We start from the raw sequence: 16,859 nt of genomic DNA on the forward strand, positions 1-16,859 counted from the left end.
TGCGCCCTTCCTCCTTATCGGCGGGTCTCCTGGAAAGTTAATCGGGCAGGTAAAAAAACCGGCGCGGGGTCAGGGGTGACGCAGCAGGGTCCGGGCGGCAAAGGCGCAGAGAAACACCGCGAAGTTGATCAGCACGATGGTGGCGCCGGTGGGGAGGTTAACGACGAAGGAGAGGGAGATGCCGATGATGACGGTAGCGACGCCGATCCCCGCCGCCGATACGATGGCGGTCTTGAACCCCTTGGCGATCTGCAGGGCGGAGACCGCCGGGAGGATGAGAAGGGCCGATATCAGCATGATCCCCACCACCTTCATGGCCAGCACGACGGTCAGGGCGGTGAGCAGCACCAGGACCGTGTTGATGCGGTCCGTGTTGAGCCCTGAGCTCTTGGCGAGTTCCTCGTCGAAGGTGCTGGCGAAGAGCTCGTTGTAGAACATGACCACCCCGGCGATGACGATGCAAAAGAGCACCGCCGCGATGGCCAGTTCGCTGGAGCTGATGGAAAGGATGTTGCCGAAAAGGTAGCTGAAAAGGTCGACGTTGAAGCCGCCGGCGACGCTGGCGAGGAGCACGCCGGTCGCGATGCCGATGGCGGAGACCATGCCGATGGCGGCGTCGCCGTAGATCCTCGCCTTCTGGGCCAGCTTCAGGATCCCCAGGGCCGAGGCGAGCACCACCGGGATGATGGAGAGGGTCATGTAGACCGAGTGCAGCCGGAAAAAGAGCGCGAGCGCCACACTGCCGAAGGTGACGTGGGCGAGGCCGTCGCCGATCAGCGACAGCCTGCGCAGCACGAGGAAGACCCCGAGCACCGAGCAGAGGATCGCGATCAGCGACCCGCCGATCAGCGCCCTCTGCATGAAGCCGTAGCTGAGCATCTCGTTCAAGTTCATTTCAAACCTCTAAAGGCGGGGCGAATAATCATTCGCCCTACGTGGTACCCGCCCCCCTCCCTTGACGGGAGGGGCTGGGGGTGGGTGACCTTGCCATGATTGTCGAAGGTGGCACCTTACCCCACCCACCTGCCCCCTCCCGCAAGGGGAGGGGGAGGTACGTCAGTGCCTATGACAAACCAAATGCTGCCCGTGCTCGCCGAAGAACCCGGTCATCTCGCTGGAGTTGCAGAAATCGTCGAAACTGCCGTAGAAGACCACCTTCTTGTCCAGATACAACAGGTGGGACGCGTACTTGCCGATGGTCGCCGTGTCGTGGGTGACCAGGAGCACGGTGCACTTCTTCTCCCGGTTCATCTCGAAGATGAGCTTGTAGAAACTCTCCCTGGTTTCGGGATCGAGTGCCGTGGTCGGCTCGTCCATAACCAGCAGCGCCGGTTCGTTCACCAGCGCCCGGGCCAGCAGCACCCGCTGCCGAAGCCCCCCCGACAGTTCGCCGATCATCGCCCCCCTGATGTGGGAGATTCCCATCCATTCCATGGTCCTCTCCACGGCCGCGGCATCGTCCCGGTTGAAGCGCCTGGGAAACTTCTTCGCGGAGAGCCGCCCCAGGCGGATCACCTCGTCAACGGTGGCCGGGAAGTGCGGGTTGAAGAACTGCAACCCCTGGGGCAGATAGCCGATCCGATGCCAGTCGTGGAAGGATGCCTGCGGGGTCCCGAGCAGCGACACCTCTCCCGAGGTCGGTGCCAGCAGCGACAGGATGATCTTGACCATGGTGCTCTTCCCCGAGCCGTTGGGGCCGCAGATCCCGACGTAGTCACCGGCGCTCACGCTGAAGCTGATGTCCTGCAGCACCTCGGTGCCGTGATAGCCGGCGCAGAGCTTGCGCACGCTGAGAGCTTTATCGTTCATTGCAGTCCCGTCTTCAGGTTTTGGAGATTTTCTTCCATGAGGGAGATGAAGCTGACGCCACGCTGCAGGTCATCCCTGGTGACGTTGTGCCCGGCCCGCAGCATGAGCACCTTGGCACCGGTCTCCCGGGCGATGGTCTCGGCGACGCGGGGGCTCAACAGTTCCTCGGTATACACGTAGTTCAGGTGTTCGCGGCGCATCACCTGCACCAGTTCGGCCAGCTTGGCCGGAGTGGGCTCGGCATCGGCGTTCACCGCCGAGGCGGAGATGTACTTGAGGCCATAGCGCCTGGCGAGGTATCCGAAAGCGTAATGCCCGCCATGCAGCAGCACCTTCTTCAGGCACTGTGCCAGGGTCTCCCGGTAGCGCTGATCCAGGGCCGCCAACTGCCCGTCCAGCCGGGCCGCGCTCTGCTCGTAGAGGGCCTTGTTACCCGGATCGCGGGCGACGTAGGCGGCAAGGATGTTCCTGGCGATGGTGCGGGCATTGTCGAAGTCCAACCAGATATGGGGATCTCCCCCCTTTCCTTCGTGCGCGTCGTGCTCCCCGCGGTGCTGGTCCGAGACCGGCCCCTGCATCAGGGCAATCCCCTTTCCGCCCTCGACGACCTCGACCTTACCTTTGTCCAGCCCGGAGATGATGTTGGCGGCCCAGGGCTCCATCACCGCATTGGTGTAGATGAAGAGATCGGCGCGGTTGACCCGGACCACGTCCTCGGGGCGCGGCTCGAAGGAATGCGGCTCGACGCCCGGCGGAAGCAGCAGGGTCACCTCCGCCCGGTCGCCGCCGATGGTCCGGGCGAAGTCGTACAGCGGAAACAGGGTCGTCACCACCTGGAGTTTGCCGTTTGCGTGCTGTTTTTCCTTTTCCCTGCTGCATCCCGGTGTTATGAGAAGCAGCGTCAGCAGTAAGGCCATGAGCCATTTCATTGTTTTTCCCCGTTATCGGCGCAACCGCCGCACAGTCCGTTCAACTGCAGGATGTGCGAGAGTACCTTCCCGCCGTTGCGCCTGGACACCTCCTGCTCCAACGCTTCGATGCCGCAAGCCGGAATGTCCTCGACCTTGCGGCAGGAAAGGCAGACGAAGTGGTGATGGTGTTCGCGGTTGCTGCAGAAGTAGTAGTAGAGCTGGCGGTTCGGGTGGATCACCTTGGAGAGGACGCCGCTTTCAGAGAGTTCCTCGAGGTTGCGGTACACCGTGGGCAGCCCCAACCGGTCGAAACGATCCTTCAACCTCTTCCACAGTTCCTCGGGGCTCGCGTATCCCGGCTCAGCCTCGAGCATCTCGAGAATTGCCAGCCTCTTGGGCGTCGCCTTCATGCCGGCAGCCTTCAAGGCCGTTGCGTGACGCTGGTCCATACCCGCCTCTAAATAGAAATGATTTCGTTTTAGGATAGCCAGCATGGGTTTGTTGTCAAGAAAAATATTGTAATTAAAAGACACTTTACGTTAAGATTCCAGCGCTTCCGGTGATATGGCCCAGGATTTCCGGTCTTTCACGGAACACGCTGCACCATGATTAGAAGCACTGAACACGGTACCCCTGTTAGATCAGCGGGTTGGACGCCCCACCGTTACCAGGGGCACCGTTGGCGTTTGTATTGCATCCATTAACAGCTGTTGCTATGCGGTTATTTTATCTGGTGGGCGGCGTCACATGCAAAACGGAACCTACAACTATAAGGACTACTTCCAACCCGGCCAGAAAGCCCGGGTCGAAGTGGCGTTATCGGGGGACACTGTTTTCAATGATGGCGCGGTAGTCACCGAGATCAACGACACCGAGGTCCGTCTGCGGCTCTCGCGCGAGAAGCTGCCCGAAGGGGTGCTGCTGCGGCGCGAAGCGCCGCTGGTGGTCCGGGTCGGCGTGGGGGGCAGCAGCTATCGCTGCAAAGGCGTCGTGGTGGACGACCACGGCGAGGAGGACCTGCGAGTCGCCTTCACCGACCGGGTGACCCCCGAGGACCAGAGAGAATACTTCCGCCTCGGCACCGACATCCCCGTGATCCTCTTCAACGTGACCGCAGGCACCGCCGAGGAAAGCGGCACCGCCGGACTGCGCGTGGCGAGTCAAAGCAGCCTGCCGAGGATCGTCAACATCAGCGGCGGCGGGTTGCGCACCGAGACCGAGATGGAGATGACGCGGGACGACATCGTCTATGCCACCTTCCACCTGCCGTTGCCCGAGCCGAAAGTGGTGCCGGTGGTCGCCCAGGTGATGCATTGCGAGAAGATCACCAGCGGCGACGGGATGGTCCACAGCGCCGGGTTGCGTTTCATGCACATCAACGAGAGGGATCGCGACGCCATAGTCCGCTACGTCTGTAACGAGGAGATCAAGCGTATCAGGCTCTGCCGCAAGGACTTCTATTCCCTCAACAGCGCTTCGTAACGACGGCCTCCAGGCCGGCGAGAATTTATGTAATGCAGCAACTGACAAGGCCAACCGGGCACCCGGCTGGCCTTTTTTTGATCCTAGGGGACTGGCTCCGCCAGGTGCCTGTCCCCTTAGTGCTTGGTGAGTTTGTTGAGCAGAATGGAGCGTTCCGCTAAAGGGACAGGCACCTAAACGGAGCCAGTCCCTTCTGCTACCACCTATCGCGACTCCCTTTACCTCAACGCCTCCGTCAGTCCCCGCAGCAGCAAATCATTTTCCTCCTCGAGCCGCACCGCAACCCTGAAGAAGCCGGCATCCAGCCCCTGGAAGTTGCCGCAGTCCCGGATCAGTATCCCCTTGGCGAGCAACGCCTCGCGCAACTGTCTCGCGCTCACCTCCTGGCGCAGAATCCGAACCAGCACGTAATTGGCCCGCCCGCTGAAAACCTGCAGCCCCTGGATCTGCTCAAGAGCCGCGGCAAGTCTGGCGCGCTCGCGATCCACATAGCTCCTGGTGCGGCGGCAGTACCCTTCGTCCGCCAGCGAAGCGATGCCCGCCACCTGGGCCGCCGTATTCACGCTCCAGGGATCCTGCTGTGCGGCGATCTGCTCGATGGTTTCCGCAGCGGCGATGGCGTATCCCAAACGCAGCCCCGGGATGCCGAAGAATTTGGTCATGGAGCGGAGCAACACCGCCCGCGGGTTCTCGCGCACGAGGTGCTTCGCCGACTCATCCTCGCAGAAATCGATGAACGCCTCGTCCAGCACCAGGAAGGTGCCGCTCTCCCGGCACAGGTCGATGATCCCCGCGACGTCCCGCAGCGGCAGCAGGTTTCCGACGGGGTTACCCGGATTGCAGAGAAAGAGCATGTCGTAGCCGGCGCCAAGCCTTCCAGCCAAGGCCTCAGTATCGAGGGCGAAGTTGTCAGCGGCAGACAGTGCGAAATACTCGACCTGCCACCCCGCCCGCTCCAGGGCCAGCGCGTACTCCGCGAATGCCGGCGCCACGATGAGGGCCTTCTTCCCGTAGAAGGTGCGCGGCAGCAGGTGTATCAGCTCCGTCGACCCGTTGGCAACGGCGATTTGAGCGGCATCCACAGCGTGATAGGCGGCCAGCGCCTGCTTCAGTTCGGCGGCACCCTTGTCCGGGTAATGGAGCAGGCGATCCAGGCTCGCCGTCAGCGCCTCGCGTACCCCCGGCGCCATCCCCAGCGGGTTGATGCTGGCGGAGAAGTCGATGATCCGCTCCGGCGCCAGCCCGAGGTTCCTGGCCACGGCGAAGACGTTGCCTCCATGTTCATGTGCGATTGCCATAAGTTACCTTTTCCGCTTCAGGCGGCGTGACCTTCCCGTACGGCGCATTGGACAGCGTCAGACTGGAGGGGCAAATAATCATTTGCCCAGCCGCGCGTGCCCCGCTGATGCGGCCGCATTATCGGTGATCCTGGCGAAACCAGGGCGAATGATTATTCGCCCCTACAGGTGCATTAACGATTAAAGAGCGCGACGATGGCAAGCCACCCAGCCACCAGCAGCGCTTCGCTGCCGTACATGAGCCGCACCACCCCGGCGTAGCTCGCCTGGGACAACGGCAATGACGGGTCGCCGATGGTCGGCTTCTCCACTATCTTGCCGAAATAACGGTTTGCCCCGCCCAACCGGACGCCGAGCGCCCCGGCGGCCGCCGCCTCGGGAAAGCCGCTGTTGGGAGAGGAATGGTTCCTGCCGTCCCTGCGCAAGATGCGCCAGGCACCGCCACCGTTCAAGCCGCACAACGGAGCTGCCAGCACCATGAGCAGCCCGGTCAGCCGCGCCGGCACGTAATTGGCCAGATCGTCGAAGCGGGCCGAAGCCCAGCCGAACTCGAGATAGCGCTCGTTCTTGTACCCCACCATCGAGTCCAGCGTGTTCACCGCCTTGTAGGCGATGGCCAGTGCGGGACCGCCCAGCAGCAGGTAGAAAAGCGGGGCGATGACGCCGTCGCCAGTGTTCTCCGCAACGGTCTCCACCGCTCCCCGGATGATCTCCGGCTCGTCCAGCTCCGCGGTCTCGCGCCCGACGATATACGACAGCGCCAACCTGGCGGCAGGGAGATCGCCGCTTTGCAGCGCCTGCACCACCTTGGCTGACTCCTGGTGCAGCGAGCGCGCCGCCAGTGAAACCCACGCGAGGTAGAGGGAGACTACCAAACCGGCGGCCGGAGCGAGCAGGTAAGCGGCATAGATAAGCGACGCTGCCAGCGCATAACTGATGCCGACAGTGGCGACCAGCAGCAGGACACCCGCGATGCGCACGTTCGGGATCATGCGGCGCAGCGGCTTTTCGAGCCCGGAAATCAGTTCGCCGATGCCGACCACCGGGTGGGGCAAAGCGCGCGGGTCGCCGAGGACCAGGTCCAGCAGCACGGCGCCGAGGACTACCGCGACCGGTGATTCCGCGACTGTCATCGACCGCGCGAGATGCCGCAGATCCGGAAGATCCGCTCCAGGTCGAGGTGCTTTTCCATGTGCACCGCGAGCTCATCGAAGGGATCGGGCGCAAGCGCCGCTTCCGCCCGCTCCGGGATCCCCTTGTGCCGCCTGATCCGGTTCAGGAACCCGGTCCGGAAACCGTGGTTGTCGAAGATCCCGTGCAGGTAGGTGCCGAAAACCCTGCCGTCGGCCGAAACCGCTCCATCCTCCAAATCGGTGCCGGTGCCGGAACGGCTGCTGATGCGCGCGAACGGGCTCGCGCTGCTGCCGAGCACGCTGTCGCCCATGTGGATCTCGTATCCCGCCACAGCGGCGCTGCATCCCGGCGCCACCCCCTGCCCTGCCGGCAACAACTCCCCTTGGGCCTGGTGGGTCTGCTTCTCCTTCAGCATGGTGGTCACCACGTCCAGCAGCCCCAGTCCCTCGGTGCTTTCCAGGTTTGACTCGACCCGGTCCGGATCGTTCACCGTGGCCCCGAGCATCTGGTAGCCGCCGCAGATGCCGACTACCGGCCCCTGGTAGCGGCATAGTGCATCGGCGATCCCCTGCTCCCTGATAGCGACGAGATCGGCGATGGTGGACTTGGTCCCGGGGATGATCACGAGATCCATGCTCTCTACCAGCCAGGGCGAATGGATGTAGTAGACATCCACATCGGGCTCCGCCTCCAGCACGGAGAAATCGGTGTAGTTGGAGATCCGCGGTAGGCGCACCACGCCCACGCGCAGCTTCTCACCCGACTGCAGCGCCTTGGGGGCCGTCGGCTTCTTCTGCAGGGCGACGCTGTCCTCTTCCGGAAGAGCGAGGCTTTTGAACCAGGGGAGCACCCCCAGGACCGGGACGCCGGTGCGTTTTTCAACGTACTCGATGCCCGAGTCCAGCAGCGAAACGTCCCCGCGGAACTTGTTGATGATGACGCCTTGCACCAGCGCCTTCTCTTCCGGCGTGAGCAATTCCAGGGTTCCCACTATCTGCGCGAAGACCCCGCCCCGGTCGATATCCGCCACCAGGATAACCGGTGCGCCGGCCATGGCCGCCACCTTCAGGTTGGCGATGTCGTGCGCGCGCAGGTTGATCTCCGCGATGCTCCCGGCCCCTTCCAGGACGATGAAGGCATAACGCTCGCGCAACCGCTGGAAGCTCTCCTGCACCTTCAGGAAGGCCTCCGGCTTATAGGCGTTGTACTCCTTGACGCCCATGTTGCGCACCACCTTGCCCTGCACGATGACCTGGCTGCCGGTGTCGGAGTTCGGCTTCAAGAGGATCGGGTTCATGTCGGTGTGGGGCGGGATGCCGCACGCCTCCGCCTGCACGCCCTGGGCGCGCCCGATTTCGCCCCCCTCCGGGGTGACCGCCGAGTTGAGCGCCATGTTCTGCGATTTGAAGGGAGCGACCGAGAGGCCGTGGCGCTTGAGGATGCGGCAGAAGCCGGCAGCGAGCACCGATTTCCCCACGTCGGACCCGGTGCCGCAGAACATCACCGCATGCGGGTCGGCACTGGGCGCATCGGTGGCCGTGGCGGCGCTCCGCTTCCTGCGGTTGGGATTCTGGCTGTCGCCGCGGGTGGCGTAGCCGCGGGGGGTGACGATCCTGCCGTCCTTGCAGAGGCGGGTCGAAGCGTTGCCGATGATGACGATGGAGAACATGTCGATCGGGTGGTTCAGCATCTCCCCCAGCGTGGTGATGATGCGCTCCTCGCCGTCCCGGCAGGCGTTGCGAACGATGCCGACCGGTACCTGCGGGCCGCGCGCCGCGATCAGGATGGCAGCCGCCTCCTCGATCTGGGTGGTGCGCCCCTTGCTGCGCGGGTTGTACAGCGCCACCACGAAATCCGCCTCGGCGGCAGCCCGGAGACGTTGACGGATCTTGTCCAACGGAGTCAGCAGGTCCGAGAGGGAGATCACGGCAAAGTCGTGCATGAGCGGCGCACCGAGGACCGAAGCCGCGGCCTGCACCGCCGAGACACCGGGAACCACGACCACCTCGACGTCGGAGGGTGCGTCCGGCTCGTCGGCCAGTTCCAGGGCGAGTCCGGCCATGCCGTAGATGCCCGCATCGCCGCTGGAAACCAGCGCCACCGTCTTGCCCGAGGCGGCAATGGTGAGGGCCTGCGAGCAGCGCTCCACCTCGCGCATCATCCCGGAAGAGTAGAGGATCTTGCCGGAAAGAAGCGGCTGTATGAAGTCAAGGTAGGCCTGGTACCCGACGATGACGTCGGCATCCTCGATGGCCTGGCGCGCCTCGAAGGTCATGTGGTTCAGCCCGCCCGGGCCGATGCCTACTACGTAAAGTTTGGACATTAAACTGGAACCTCAGGTGATTCGATTTTGTAGGGGCGAATAATCATTCGCCCGCCTGCGCAACGGCGAGGGTGACGTTGCCGTCCTTCACCTTGTGCAGCAACAGCTTTCCCCCCGCAGCCGCGAGCAGCGCCGCCGGTTCGGCGACCCCGCGCGCCCCGATTGCGGCGAAGGCATGCTCCGACGGCGGCGAAGGAACATTGACAGCGTTCAGCTCCACGCTGCTGAAGAAAACAAGCGGGATACCCTTTCCCCGCGCATAGGTCAACAGCCCCTCTTCATCGGCCTTTGCCTCGGCGCTCGCCAGGCACTTGATGCTTCCCTCGGCGAGGGAGAGCTGCGCCAGGTGCCTCGAGACCACCGAAGCGATCTCCTCGGCAGCAGTTCCGCGGTTGCAGCCGATCCCGAGGCAGAGATCGACGGGGCGCAGCACCAGGGTCCGCTCCAGGTCGATTCCGACGGGCACCTGCTTGTTGGTCACCAGCACCATCCCTTTGGCCCCGGTTCGTGCCGCCTGCGCCCAATCTTCCACGAACAGAAGGTTTCCCTTTCCGCCGCAGTACTGTGCCACTTTCCCGGTCGGATCGATCACTGCGACCTGCTGGCCCTCCAGGAGCAGTGCATTGAGTACCTTGACCCGGGACAGGTCGTCGATGTGCCAGCCGTTCTCCTGGGCCAGCATATCGAATGAAGGGAGGTCGTTGACATCGGTCGCGGTGGTGATGACCGCCGTGGCGCCGACAAAGTCGGCGCATTGGGCAGCGAGGGCGTTGGCGCCCCCAAGATGGCCGGAGAGAAGAGAAATGGCGAAGCGCCCCGCCTCATCCATCACCACGACCGCCGGGTCCTGTTCTTTGCCCTGCAGCAGCAGCGCGATGGAGCGGACCACGATGCCGGTGGCCATGAGGCAGACGAATCCGTCGAAGTCCGCCCAAAGCCGTGCCAGAAGCGCCGGCACCCGTTCCGAGAACGGCACCGCGCCGGACGCGGCGTGCTTCTCGAGGACAAAGAGCGTACCCTGCGGCAGGCCGCCTTTGAGCGTCGCACCCAAGCTGGCGCCGTTGGCGGTTATGGCGATGATGGCAACACGCATAGTACCGACCTTTGTGGAGAGAGGGTGCGCAGCGGAAGGGACTGGCTCCGTCGCAGCGTCCCCATTGCACTGGTAGTAACGTAGAACCTAGAACATAGAACGTAGAACAGCCTCTAAGTTACGATTCCTTCCCTGCACCCGTGGCTGAATCCCTTGTCGTAAAGGAGCGACTTCGCCTTCATCCCTTCGCTGCGCGCCCGCAGCACGTCCCCCACCACGATGAGCGCCTGCTTGCCTATACCGGCATCTCTCACCTTGGCCGCGATATCCGCCAGCGTCCCGGTCAGCACCTGTTCGTCGGCCCAGGAAGCCTTGGCCACCACGGCGACCGGGGTGTCCTCCTGGTAGGCGCCGGACAGTAGTTCCTCCACCACTTTCTCGATCATGGAGATGGAAAGGTAGATCACCAGGGTGGCGCCTATTTGCGCGATGTTGCCCAACTGCTCCCGTTCGGGCACCGGGGTCCTCCCGGCCAGGCGCGTGATCACCACGGTCTGCGACACCTCGGGGAGAGTCAACTCCTGCTTCAGGGTCGCCGCGGCGGCGAAAGCGCTGGTCACACCGGGGACCACCTCATAGCTGATGCCGAGCTTGTCCAACTCCTCCATCTGTTCCTGGATGGCGCCGTAGATGGAAGGATCACCGGTGTGCAGTCGCACCACCAGTTCCCCCGCAAGTACCGCCTCGGCCAAAACCTTGGTAGTCTGCTCCAGGTCCATCCCGGCGGAGTCGTAGACGCGGGCATCCGGTGCGTAGGTGAGCACCAGTTCGCGGTCGACGAGGCTGCCGGCATAGACGACGACATCGGCCTCGCCCAAGAGGCGAGCCCCCTTCACGGTGATGAGTTCGACATCGCCGGGACCGGCGCCGACAAAATGGACTATGTTCTCATGGGACATGGAAAGACCTTTCACAAAGCGTTAACGCAAAGACGCCAAGCCGTGGAGCCGCCAAGAAAAACGAAAAAGGGGAAAGGCTGCCACATCCCCCACGCTTTAACTTTGCGCCTCTGTGCCTCCGCGCCTTTGCGTTGAAGGTTTAAAGCTGACCGGCCGGGAATTACAGCGGGTTCTTCCTGACGATCAGCATGGAGAGGTAATCGAGCTTCTGGCCGACCAGCGCCTCAAGGTCGTGATGCACCTCTTCCTCCGCGGAACCGACCCGGCGCACGAAGACGCCTCCCTTTTCCCGCCCCAGCTCCTTCAGCGCCGCGTAGACGGAGTCGAACACCCGGTTCACCTTCATGAGCACCACGGTATCGAACTCTTCCAGGGTACGTTTCAGCTCGTCCTTCTCGTAGGTGGCAGGGAGGATGGCGATGCGCTCCGCCCCAAGGCCAAGCGGCAGCCCGGAGACGGCGGAGGAGGCGAGAATGCTGGAAATGCCCGGCACCACTTCTATCTTGATCTCGGGATATTTGGCGAGGAAGATCCTGTGGATGTAGAGGTAGGTGGAATAGAGAAACGGGTCGCCGATGGTGACGAAGGCGACGTCCTTGCCGGCCGCTATCCGCTGCGCCACCTGGTCCGCGGCCTCTTCCCAGAACGGGTCCAGCCCCTGCTGGTCTTTCACCATGGGGAACAGCTGGATCAGCACTTCCTGGCGGCTGCGGTCGATGAACTCCTCTACTATGGAGAGCGCGTAGCTCCCCCCCTCGGCCGCACCGGTAGGAGCACAGATCACATCCACGCTCCGCAAGATCCGCTCCGCCTTCCTGGTCAACAGTTCCGGATCGCCCGGCCCCACACCTACCGCATAGACAACCGCCACTACTCCTCCCCTTTCCAGGCGGCGATCACGTACACCGGGTTGTGGGCAGCGAACATCTTGTAGTCGGTAAGGCTGCGGGTCTTGGATATGTTGACGCAGGTGACCTCGACGGTGTAGCCGTGATCTTCAAGAAATTCCACGGACTTGGTCAGGGTGTCCAGGGTCACCGCGTTGAGGACGATGAATCCGTCGGGCTTCAAGCGCTTGTCGACCGCCTCGATGATCTCTTCGAGCATGCCGCCGGAGCCGCCGATGAAGACGCGGTCCGGATCGGGCAGGTCCTCCAGCCCTTCGGGTGCGAAGGCCTCGGCCACGGTGACGTTGCGGGCCACGAACTTCTTGAGGTTTTCCTTGAGGTAGGTCAGGTACTGCGGGTTCTTCTCCAGGGCGAAGATGCGGCCGTTGGGCATCAGATTGCCCGCCTCGATGGAAACGGAACCGCTGCCGGCGCCGATGTCCCACATCACCAGGTCGTCCTGCAGCTGCAGCTTGCCCAAGGTGATGGCGCGCACCTCTTCCTTGGTGATCAGTTTCTTCGCGGTGGCGAACTCGTCATCGCGGATGCCGATCACCGGGTAGTTCTCGAGGTTCGGCTCCCAGGTCTTGATCAGGATCAGGATGTTGAGCGGCGAGCACTTGAAGTCGACCAGGCCGCGCACGTCGGTCTTGGTGAATTTCTCGGTAGCAAGCCCCAGGTCCTCGCAGACCCAGGCCTCGTACCCCTCGGCGCCGCGGTGGATCAGCTCTCTGGCGAGGACCGCCGGGGTGTTGACGCTGTCGGTGAGGATGGCGATCTTTTCGTTGGCCACGATGCGATCCAGGGCCGGCTTGATCCCCCTGCCGTGCACGGACACGAAGGTGGCGTCGTCCCAGGGCTCTTTGATCCGGGCGAAGGCGTACTGCACGCTGGTCACGTTGGGGTAGATCTCGATGCGCTCTTTGGGGAGGTTCCTGAGCAGGAACCGGGCGACACCGAAGAAGTTGGGATCGCCGGAACCGAGGACCACCGTTTTCTTCTCCGTGTTCTTCAGGTGCTCCAGCATGATGGAGAGGTCTTCGAGGAGACGCTTCTCCCCCTTGAAGTCGGGAAAGATGTCCAGCAGACGCTTGTGGCCGATTAGGACTTCGGCGCTGTCGATGACCTCGAGGGCCTGTTTGCCGAAGCCTTCCCATCCCTCGATGCCCGCGCCGACGAGGTAAATCTTTTGTTCCGCCATGCCCCCCTCCTTTCCTTCAAAACATAATCAATGAGCGTCCCTCCCCCTGGAGGGGGGAGGCTAGGAGGGGGGAAAGCGTCGGCATCGTGCCATTAAGCCGCAGCCCCCTCCCTGTCCCTCCCCCTCCGGGAGAGGGGACGTAGTGCTACCGGTCGAAGTACAGCATCTCCCCCTGGTACCCGGCCAGGAACACACGCACCTTAAGCAAGGGCGCCAGTTGGGCGCATGCCTCGGCTACCTTGCCACAGACCAGCTTGATGAGCGCCTTGTCGAAGCCGGAAGCCTCCAGCAGGTGGCGCGCCGTGTTTGCTTCCCGCGCCAGCTTTGCCAGGTGAACTGTGCCCGGGGAGTCCGCGAGCCACGAGGCAACCGTCACCAGGTCCAACTCCGAAGAGGTGACGTGGGTCTGCTCGTGGCCGCAGGCGATCTTCACCAGCTTCGCGAACTGTCCAGCGACGACCACCTCCGGGACTCCTTTCCTGGCGCAGCTCTGAAAGGAGTACCCGAAATGGTCGCCCATCATCACGTACGATTCATCGGTGAGCTTCAGGACCCGCTGCACCGCCATCTCCGAGCTGCGGCCCGTGGAGAGAACCACGGTGCGGGAGCCACAGGCGAGGGCAACATCGACCGCGGTGTCCACGGTATCGGTCCAGGCCCTGGTGGATATCGGCTTGACGATGCCGGAGGTCCCCAGGATGGAGAGCCCGCCGACGACGCCCAGCCGCTCGTTCAGCGTCTTCTTGGCCAGTTCCTCTCCGTTGGGGATACTGATGGTGAAGGTGAACGTGGCCGGCACGCACCGGACGGCGAAGACTTCCTTCACCACCTCGAGGATCATGCTGCGCGGCACCGGGTTGATGGCCCACTCGCCCACCGGGACCGCCAGCCCCGGCTTGGTCACCTTGCCGATGCCGGTCCCCCCCTCGATCACGATGCGGTTCTTGGTGAACATTTCCACCCGCGCGGTGACGTGGATCTCGGCGCCGTTGGTCACATCCGGATCGTCGCCGGCGTCCTTGACCACGAAGCAGGAAGCGGTGTTGTCGTGCAGCACGCCACCCTCGATGCGGAACCTGGCCCCCTTGCCGCAGGGGAGCGTCAGTTGCACCTCGTCGACCAGTACTTGGTCGCGCAGCATCTGGGCAGCGCCTTTAACTGCGGCGGCGGCACAGGCACCGGTGGTGAAGCCGTATCTGAGTTCTTTCCCGCTCATACTTCATCCCATGTGAAGGCAAAATAACATTCAATTTGAATGAACAACGGCCGGCGATGGGTTCCCGGCATCAAAAACGAGTTCCAGATCAAGCCCCGACGGCCTGGATGAGTATGGCATTCATCACCGCGGCCGCAACGTTGGAGCCCCCCTTGCGTCCGATGTTGGTGACGAACTGCAACTCCGGATATTCCTGCGCCAGCTCCCGCAAAGCGTCCTTGCTCTCGGCGGCGCCGACGAAACCGACCGGCAGCGCCACGATCAGCCTGGGGCGAACCCCTTCCTCCCGGATCAGCCTGATCAGCTCGAACAGGGCGGTGGGTGCATTACCGATGACGAATATACCGTTACCCGCGTCCCTTGCCGCCTTACGCATGGCCAGGATGGAACGGGTCACCCCCAGTTCCTTGGCCTCCTTGGCGACCTGCGGGTCCGCGACGTAACAGGTGAGCTGCGCGCCGAACCTGTTGAGCCTCTCCTTGTTCATGCCGGAGATGATCATGGTGGTGTCCGTGACGACACCCAATCCGGCCTTCAGTGCCTCGATGGCGCCGGTCACCGCCCGGTCCGTGATCACCATGCTGCGGGCATAGTCGAAGTCGGCACTGGTGTGGATGGCGCGACGCACCAGCGGCCACATCTGCGCGTTCCAATCGTGCGGCCCCAGTTCCTCCTCGATGATGCGGAACGACTCCGCCTCGATTTCCTCGGGGCGCAGGTGCACCGACATCAGTGCCACCTCTGCTCGGTAAGGCTCTCCGCGACGCGCTCGACCACGACCTCGGCCAGCTTGTCGTGCACGCCCAGGTGTTTGCCGAGCACCATCTCCACGCCCGGGTGGCGTTTGCGCGCCTCCTCCAGTTCCTCGGGGAGGTCCTCCAGGACGTGGGCCCCCATGTAGAGGAAGTAAGGAACGAGCAGGATCCGCTGCGCCCCCTGTGCCACGCAGGCGTCCACACCCTGCTGGATATTGGGGAGGTGCTGTTCGCGGAAGGAGACCTCTACGATCTCGAACTGCGTCATCTTCTTAACCCGTTTAGCGATCTCGTGCACCGCGTTATTCGCCTCGGCGATCCTGCTGCCGTGAGCCATAAGCAACAAAGCTGTCTTCATACACACCTCAAAAACCGTTCAACGTTCTACGTTCAACGTTCGATTTATCGCTTCAGTTTTTTGCTACCGTACCTTGACTTGCCAACGTGCTGTCCCCGGTCCGTTCCACTTCCACACATGCCGTCACCGGCCCGAAGCCATCGACACGTGCCCGGCTCGAACGTTGAACGTTGAACCTTGAACGGTTTCTGCCGTTAGCTCCACCCCTTCTGGTACTCGCGGACCAGCTTCTCCACCGCGCGCTTGGCGGGCGCCTTCCAGGGGCCTACGGCGGCGAGAACCAGGTTCTTCGGGGCGAACAGGGCATGGGCCATGTGCAGCAGCTCTTGCGCACCCACCGCGGCCGCCTCGGCCCGGTCCTCTTCGATGGTCCTCTCCAGGGACATCAGCTCGCCCCAGCCGTAACGGACCTGCATTTCGTAGGTGGAATCGGCGCTGTACTCGAGATCGTAGAAGTATCCTTCCTTGACCCGTGCCAGCTCCGCCTCCCCGACTTCCTCGAAAGCGAGACTCTTCACCTCGCGCAACACCTCGGAGACTGCCAGCACTAAATTCTCCGGTGCGGTGGAGAGCTCTATGGCGAAAGCCCCCGTCTCCTCGTAGGCGGACAAGGAAGCATCCACGGAATAGACGATGCCCAGTTTCTCCCTCAGCGACAGGTGCAGACGCGAACTGCCGCCGCCGGAAAGGATGCGCCGCATCAGCCGAAGCCCCATCAACCGCTTGTCATGGCGGGCAAAACCGCGGAAGGCGATCTGCAGGTTCACCTGGCTGTCCGAGTCCTTGACGAACACCGCACGCGGCTCCTGCTGCACCTGGTTGGCCGGGACGGGCGGGATGGCGCTGCCGCCGCTCCAGCCGGCAAAGAACCTTTCGCAGGCGGCGAAGAACTGCTCCGAATTGTGCCTTCCGGCTGCGACAATGAGTGCGTTGCCGGGAACATAGTGGTCGGCGAGATAGCGGCGCAGGTCGTCTTCGGTGACCCCCTTGATGCTCTCCAGGTAGCCGATGGTGGGGGTGCCGAGCGGATGGTCCGGCCACAAGAGCCTGCTGCAGAGGTTACTGGTGTTGGTCTCCTCGCCGCGCTCGTTGATGTCCTCCAGCGCCTCCTCGGTGATGATCCGCTTCTCTATTTCCAGCCCTTCCAGGGTCGGGGTCAAAAGCATCGAGGAGAAAAGACGAATTCCCTCAGCGATCTGGCCGGGATGGACGCGGGAGAAGTAGCAGGTGGTCTCCTCGTCGGTCGCCGCGTTGACGTTGCCGCCGATGGCCTCGAAGGCGATCTCAAGCTCCAGGTTGGAAGCGAACTCGCTGGAGCCGCGGAAGAGCATGTGCTCCAGGAAATGGGAGATGCCGGCCTTGCCGGGGGTGTCGTTGCGGCCTCCCGCTTTTATGTAGATGGCAATCTCCGCGCTGTGCAGATGCGGCATCTCGACTGAAACGAGGCGCAGTCCGTTGGGGAGAACCTTCTTGGTACAGCTGAGCATCAAACC

16 protein-coding genes are annotated in these 16,859 nt (G+C 63.1%); 1 reads left to right on the forward strand and 15 read right to left on the reverse strand.

From position 1 onward, the window contains the following. Window positions 1-69: 69 nt before the first annotated feature. The 4 genes from KP004_RS17010 to KP004_RS17025 all read right to left on the reverse strand — a co-directional run bounded on the left by KP004_RS17010 (window position 70) and on the right by KP004_RS17025 (window position 3,169). The gene (locus KP004_RS17010) at window positions 70-894 is read right to left on the reverse strand and encodes a metal ABC transporter permease (RefSeq protein ID WP_216799614.1); all 825 of its coding nucleotides are present in this window, start codon (window positions 892-894) and stop codon (window positions 70-72) included. 162 nt (window positions 895-1,056) lie between these two features. Then, window positions 1,057-1,809, reverse strand: coding sequence for a metal ABC transporter ATP-binding protein (locus tag KP004_RS17015; protein ID WP_216799615.1), 753 nt, complete (start codon window positions 1,807-1,809; stop codon window positions 1,057-1,059). Beyond that, complete coding sequence (locus tag KP004_RS17020; protein ID WP_216799616.1) at window positions 1,806-2,738, reverse strand: metal ABC transporter substrate-binding protein; 933 nt, start codon at window positions 2,736-2,738, stop codon at window positions 1,806-1,808. Before KP004_RS17020 ends, KP004_RS17015 begins: the two co-directional genes overlap by 4 nt. Continuing rightward, complete coding sequence (locus KP004_RS17025) at window positions 2,735-3,169, reverse strand: Fur family transcriptional regulator (RefSeq protein ID WP_216799617.1); 435 nt, start codon at window positions 3,167-3,169, stop codon at window positions 2,735-2,737. The genes KP004_RS17020 and KP004_RS17025 overlap by 4 nt, the downstream gene beginning before the upstream one ends. Window positions 3,170-3,467: 298 nt before the next feature. Between KP004_RS17025 and KP004_RS17030 the strand changes: the two genes are divergently transcribed. Next, window positions 3,468-4,202, forward strand: a complete 735-nt coding sequence (locus KP004_RS17030) for a PilZ-like domain-containing protein (protein WP_216799618.1) — start codon at window positions 3,468-3,470, stop codon at window positions 4,200-4,202. A gap of 218 nt (window positions 4,203-4,420) precedes the next feature. Here the strand turns inward: KP004_RS17030 and cobD are convergent, their stop codons facing one another. From cobD to KP004_RS17085, 11 genes are all read right to left on the reverse strand, one after another. After that, window positions 4,421-5,500 carry a threonine-phosphate decarboxylase CobD gene (cobD, locus tag KP004_RS17035; protein ID WP_216799619.1) on the reverse strand — a complete coding sequence of 360 codons (1,080 nt, stop codon included), beginning with the start codon at window positions 5,498-5,500 and terminating at the stop codon, window positions 4,421-4,423. Between the two features lie 173 nt (window positions 5,501-5,673). Beyond that, window positions 5,674-6,633 (reverse strand): adenosylcobinamide-phosphate synthase CbiB, encoded by a 960-nt coding sequence (gene cbiB, locus KP004_RS17040; RefSeq protein WP_216799620.1) that lies wholly within the window; start codon window positions 6,631-6,633, stop codon window positions 5,674-5,676. Then, complete coding sequence (locus KP004_RS17045) at window positions 6,630-8,957, reverse strand: cobyric acid synthase (protein ID WP_216799621.1); 2,328 nt, start codon at window positions 8,955-8,957, stop codon at window positions 6,630-6,632. Before KP004_RS17045 ends, cbiB begins: the two co-directional genes overlap by 4 nt. 43 nt (window positions 8,958-9,000) lie before the next feature. Further along, window positions 9,001-10,050: a cobalt-precorrin 5A hydrolase gene (locus KP004_RS17050; RefSeq protein ID WP_216799622.1), complete on the reverse strand. Its 1,050-nt coding sequence runs from the start codon at window positions 10,048-10,050 to the stop codon at window positions 9,001-9,003. A gap of 113 nt (window positions 10,051-10,163) precedes the next feature. Then, window positions 10,164-10,949 carry a precorrin-4 C(11)-methyltransferase gene (gene cobM, locus KP004_RS17055; protein ID WP_216799623.1) on the reverse strand — a complete coding sequence of 262 codons (786 nt, stop codon included), beginning with the start codon at window positions 10,947-10,949 and terminating at the stop codon, window positions 10,164-10,166. 160 nt (window positions 10,950-11,109) lie between these two features. Next, window positions 11,110-11,820: a precorrin-2 C(20)-methyltransferase gene (gene cobI / locus KP004_RS17060; RefSeq protein WP_216799624.1), complete on the reverse strand. Its 711-nt coding sequence runs from the start codon at window positions 11,818-11,820 to the stop codon at window positions 11,110-11,112. Then, the gene (cbiE, locus tag KP004_RS17065; protein ID WP_216799625.1) at window positions 11,820-13,037 is read right to left on the reverse strand and encodes a precorrin-6y C5,15-methyltransferase (decarboxylating) subunit CbiE; all 1,218 of its coding nucleotides are present in this window, start codon (window positions 13,035-13,037) and stop codon (window positions 11,820-11,822) included. The genes cobI and cbiE overlap by 1 nt, the downstream gene beginning before the upstream one ends. Window positions 13,038-13,182: 145 nt before the next feature. Continuing rightward, window positions 13,183-14,253 (reverse strand): cobalt-precorrin-5B (C(1))-methyltransferase, encoded by a 1,071-nt coding sequence (locus KP004_RS17070; protein ID WP_216799626.1) that lies wholly within the window; start codon window positions 14,251-14,253, stop codon window positions 13,183-13,185. An 88-nt stretch (window positions 14,254-14,341) separates the two neighbouring features. Continuing rightward, window positions 14,342-14,983: a precorrin-8X methylmutase gene (locus KP004_RS17075; protein ID WP_216799627.1), complete on the reverse strand. Its 642-nt coding sequence runs from the start codon at window positions 14,981-14,983 to the stop codon at window positions 14,342-14,344. Beyond that, window positions 14,983-15,366: a sirohydrochlorin chelatase gene (locus KP004_RS17080; RefSeq protein WP_216799628.1), complete on the reverse strand. Its 384-nt coding sequence runs from the start codon at window positions 15,364-15,366 to the stop codon at window positions 14,983-14,985. Before KP004_RS17080 ends, KP004_RS17075 begins: the two co-directional genes overlap by 1 nt. A gap of 194 nt (window positions 15,367-15,560) precedes the next feature. Further along, a complete protein-coding gene (locus KP004_RS17085; protein WP_216799629.1) occupies window positions 15,561-16,853 on the reverse strand; it encodes a M16 family metallopeptidase in 1,293 nt (430 codons plus the stop codon). Window positions 16,854-16,859: the final 6 nt, after the last annotated feature.

This window comes from Geomonas oryzisoli, assembly GCF_018986915.1.
GTDB lineage: Bacteria > Desulfobacterota > Desulfuromonadia > Geobacterales > Geobacteraceae > Geomonas > Geomonas oryzisoli.

Coding starts and splice junctions, on each gene's coding strand:
- KP004_RS17010 (WP_216799614.1), bottom strand. CDS start 894: ATGAACTTGAACGAGATGCTCAGCTACGGCTTCATGCAGAGGGCGCTG.
- KP004_RS17015 (WP_216799615.1), bottom strand. CDS start 1,809: ATGAACGATAAAGCTCTCAGCGTGCGCAAGCTCTGCGCCGGCTATCAC.
- KP004_RS17020 (WP_216799616.1), bottom strand. CDS start 2,738: ATGAAATGGCTCATGGCCTTACTGCTGACGCTGCTTCTCATAACACCG.
- KP004_RS17025 (WP_216799617.1), bottom strand. CDS start 3,169: ATGGACCAGCGTCACGCAACGGCCTTGAAGGCTGCCGGCATGAAGGCG.
- KP004_RS17030 (WP_216799618.1), top strand. CDS start 3,468: ATGCAAAACGGAACCTACAACTATAAGGACTACTTCCAACCCGGCCAG.
- cobD (WP_216799619.1), bottom strand. CDS start 5,500: ATGGCAATCGCACATGAACATGGAGGCAACGTCTTCGCCGTGGCCAGG.
- cbiB (WP_216799620.1), bottom strand. CDS start 6,633: ATGACAGTCGCGGAATCACCGGTCGCGGTAGTCCTCGGCGCCGTGCTG.
- KP004_RS17045 (WP_216799621.1), bottom strand. CDS start 8,957: ATGTCCAAACTTTACGTAGTAGGCATCGGCCCGGGCGGGCTGAACCAC.
- KP004_RS17050 (WP_216799622.1), bottom strand. CDS start 10,050: ATGCGTGTTGCCATCATCGCCATAACCGCCAACGGCGCCAGCTTGGGT.
- cobM (WP_216799623.1), bottom strand. CDS start 10,949: ATGTCCCATGAGAACATAGTCCATTTTGTCGGCGCCGGTCCCGGCGAT.
- cbiE (WP_216799625.1), bottom strand. CDS start 13,037: ATGGCGGAACAAAAGATTTACCTCGTCGGCGCGGGCATCGAGGGATGG.
- KP004_RS17070 (WP_216799626.1), bottom strand. CDS start 14,253: ATGAGCGGGAAAGAACTCAGATACGGCTTCACCACCGGTGCCTGTGCC.
- KP004_RS17075 (WP_216799627.1), bottom strand. CDS start 14,983: ATGTCGGTGCACCTGCGCCCCGAGGAAATCGAGGCGGAGTCGTTCCGC.
- KP004_RS17080 (WP_216799628.1), bottom strand. CDS start 15,366: ATGAAGACAGCTTTGTTGCTTATGGCTCACGGCAGCAGGATCGCCGAG.
- KP004_RS17085 (WP_216799629.1), bottom strand. CDS start 16,853: ATGCTCAGCTGTACCAAGAAGGTTCTCCCCAACGGACTGCGCCTCGTT.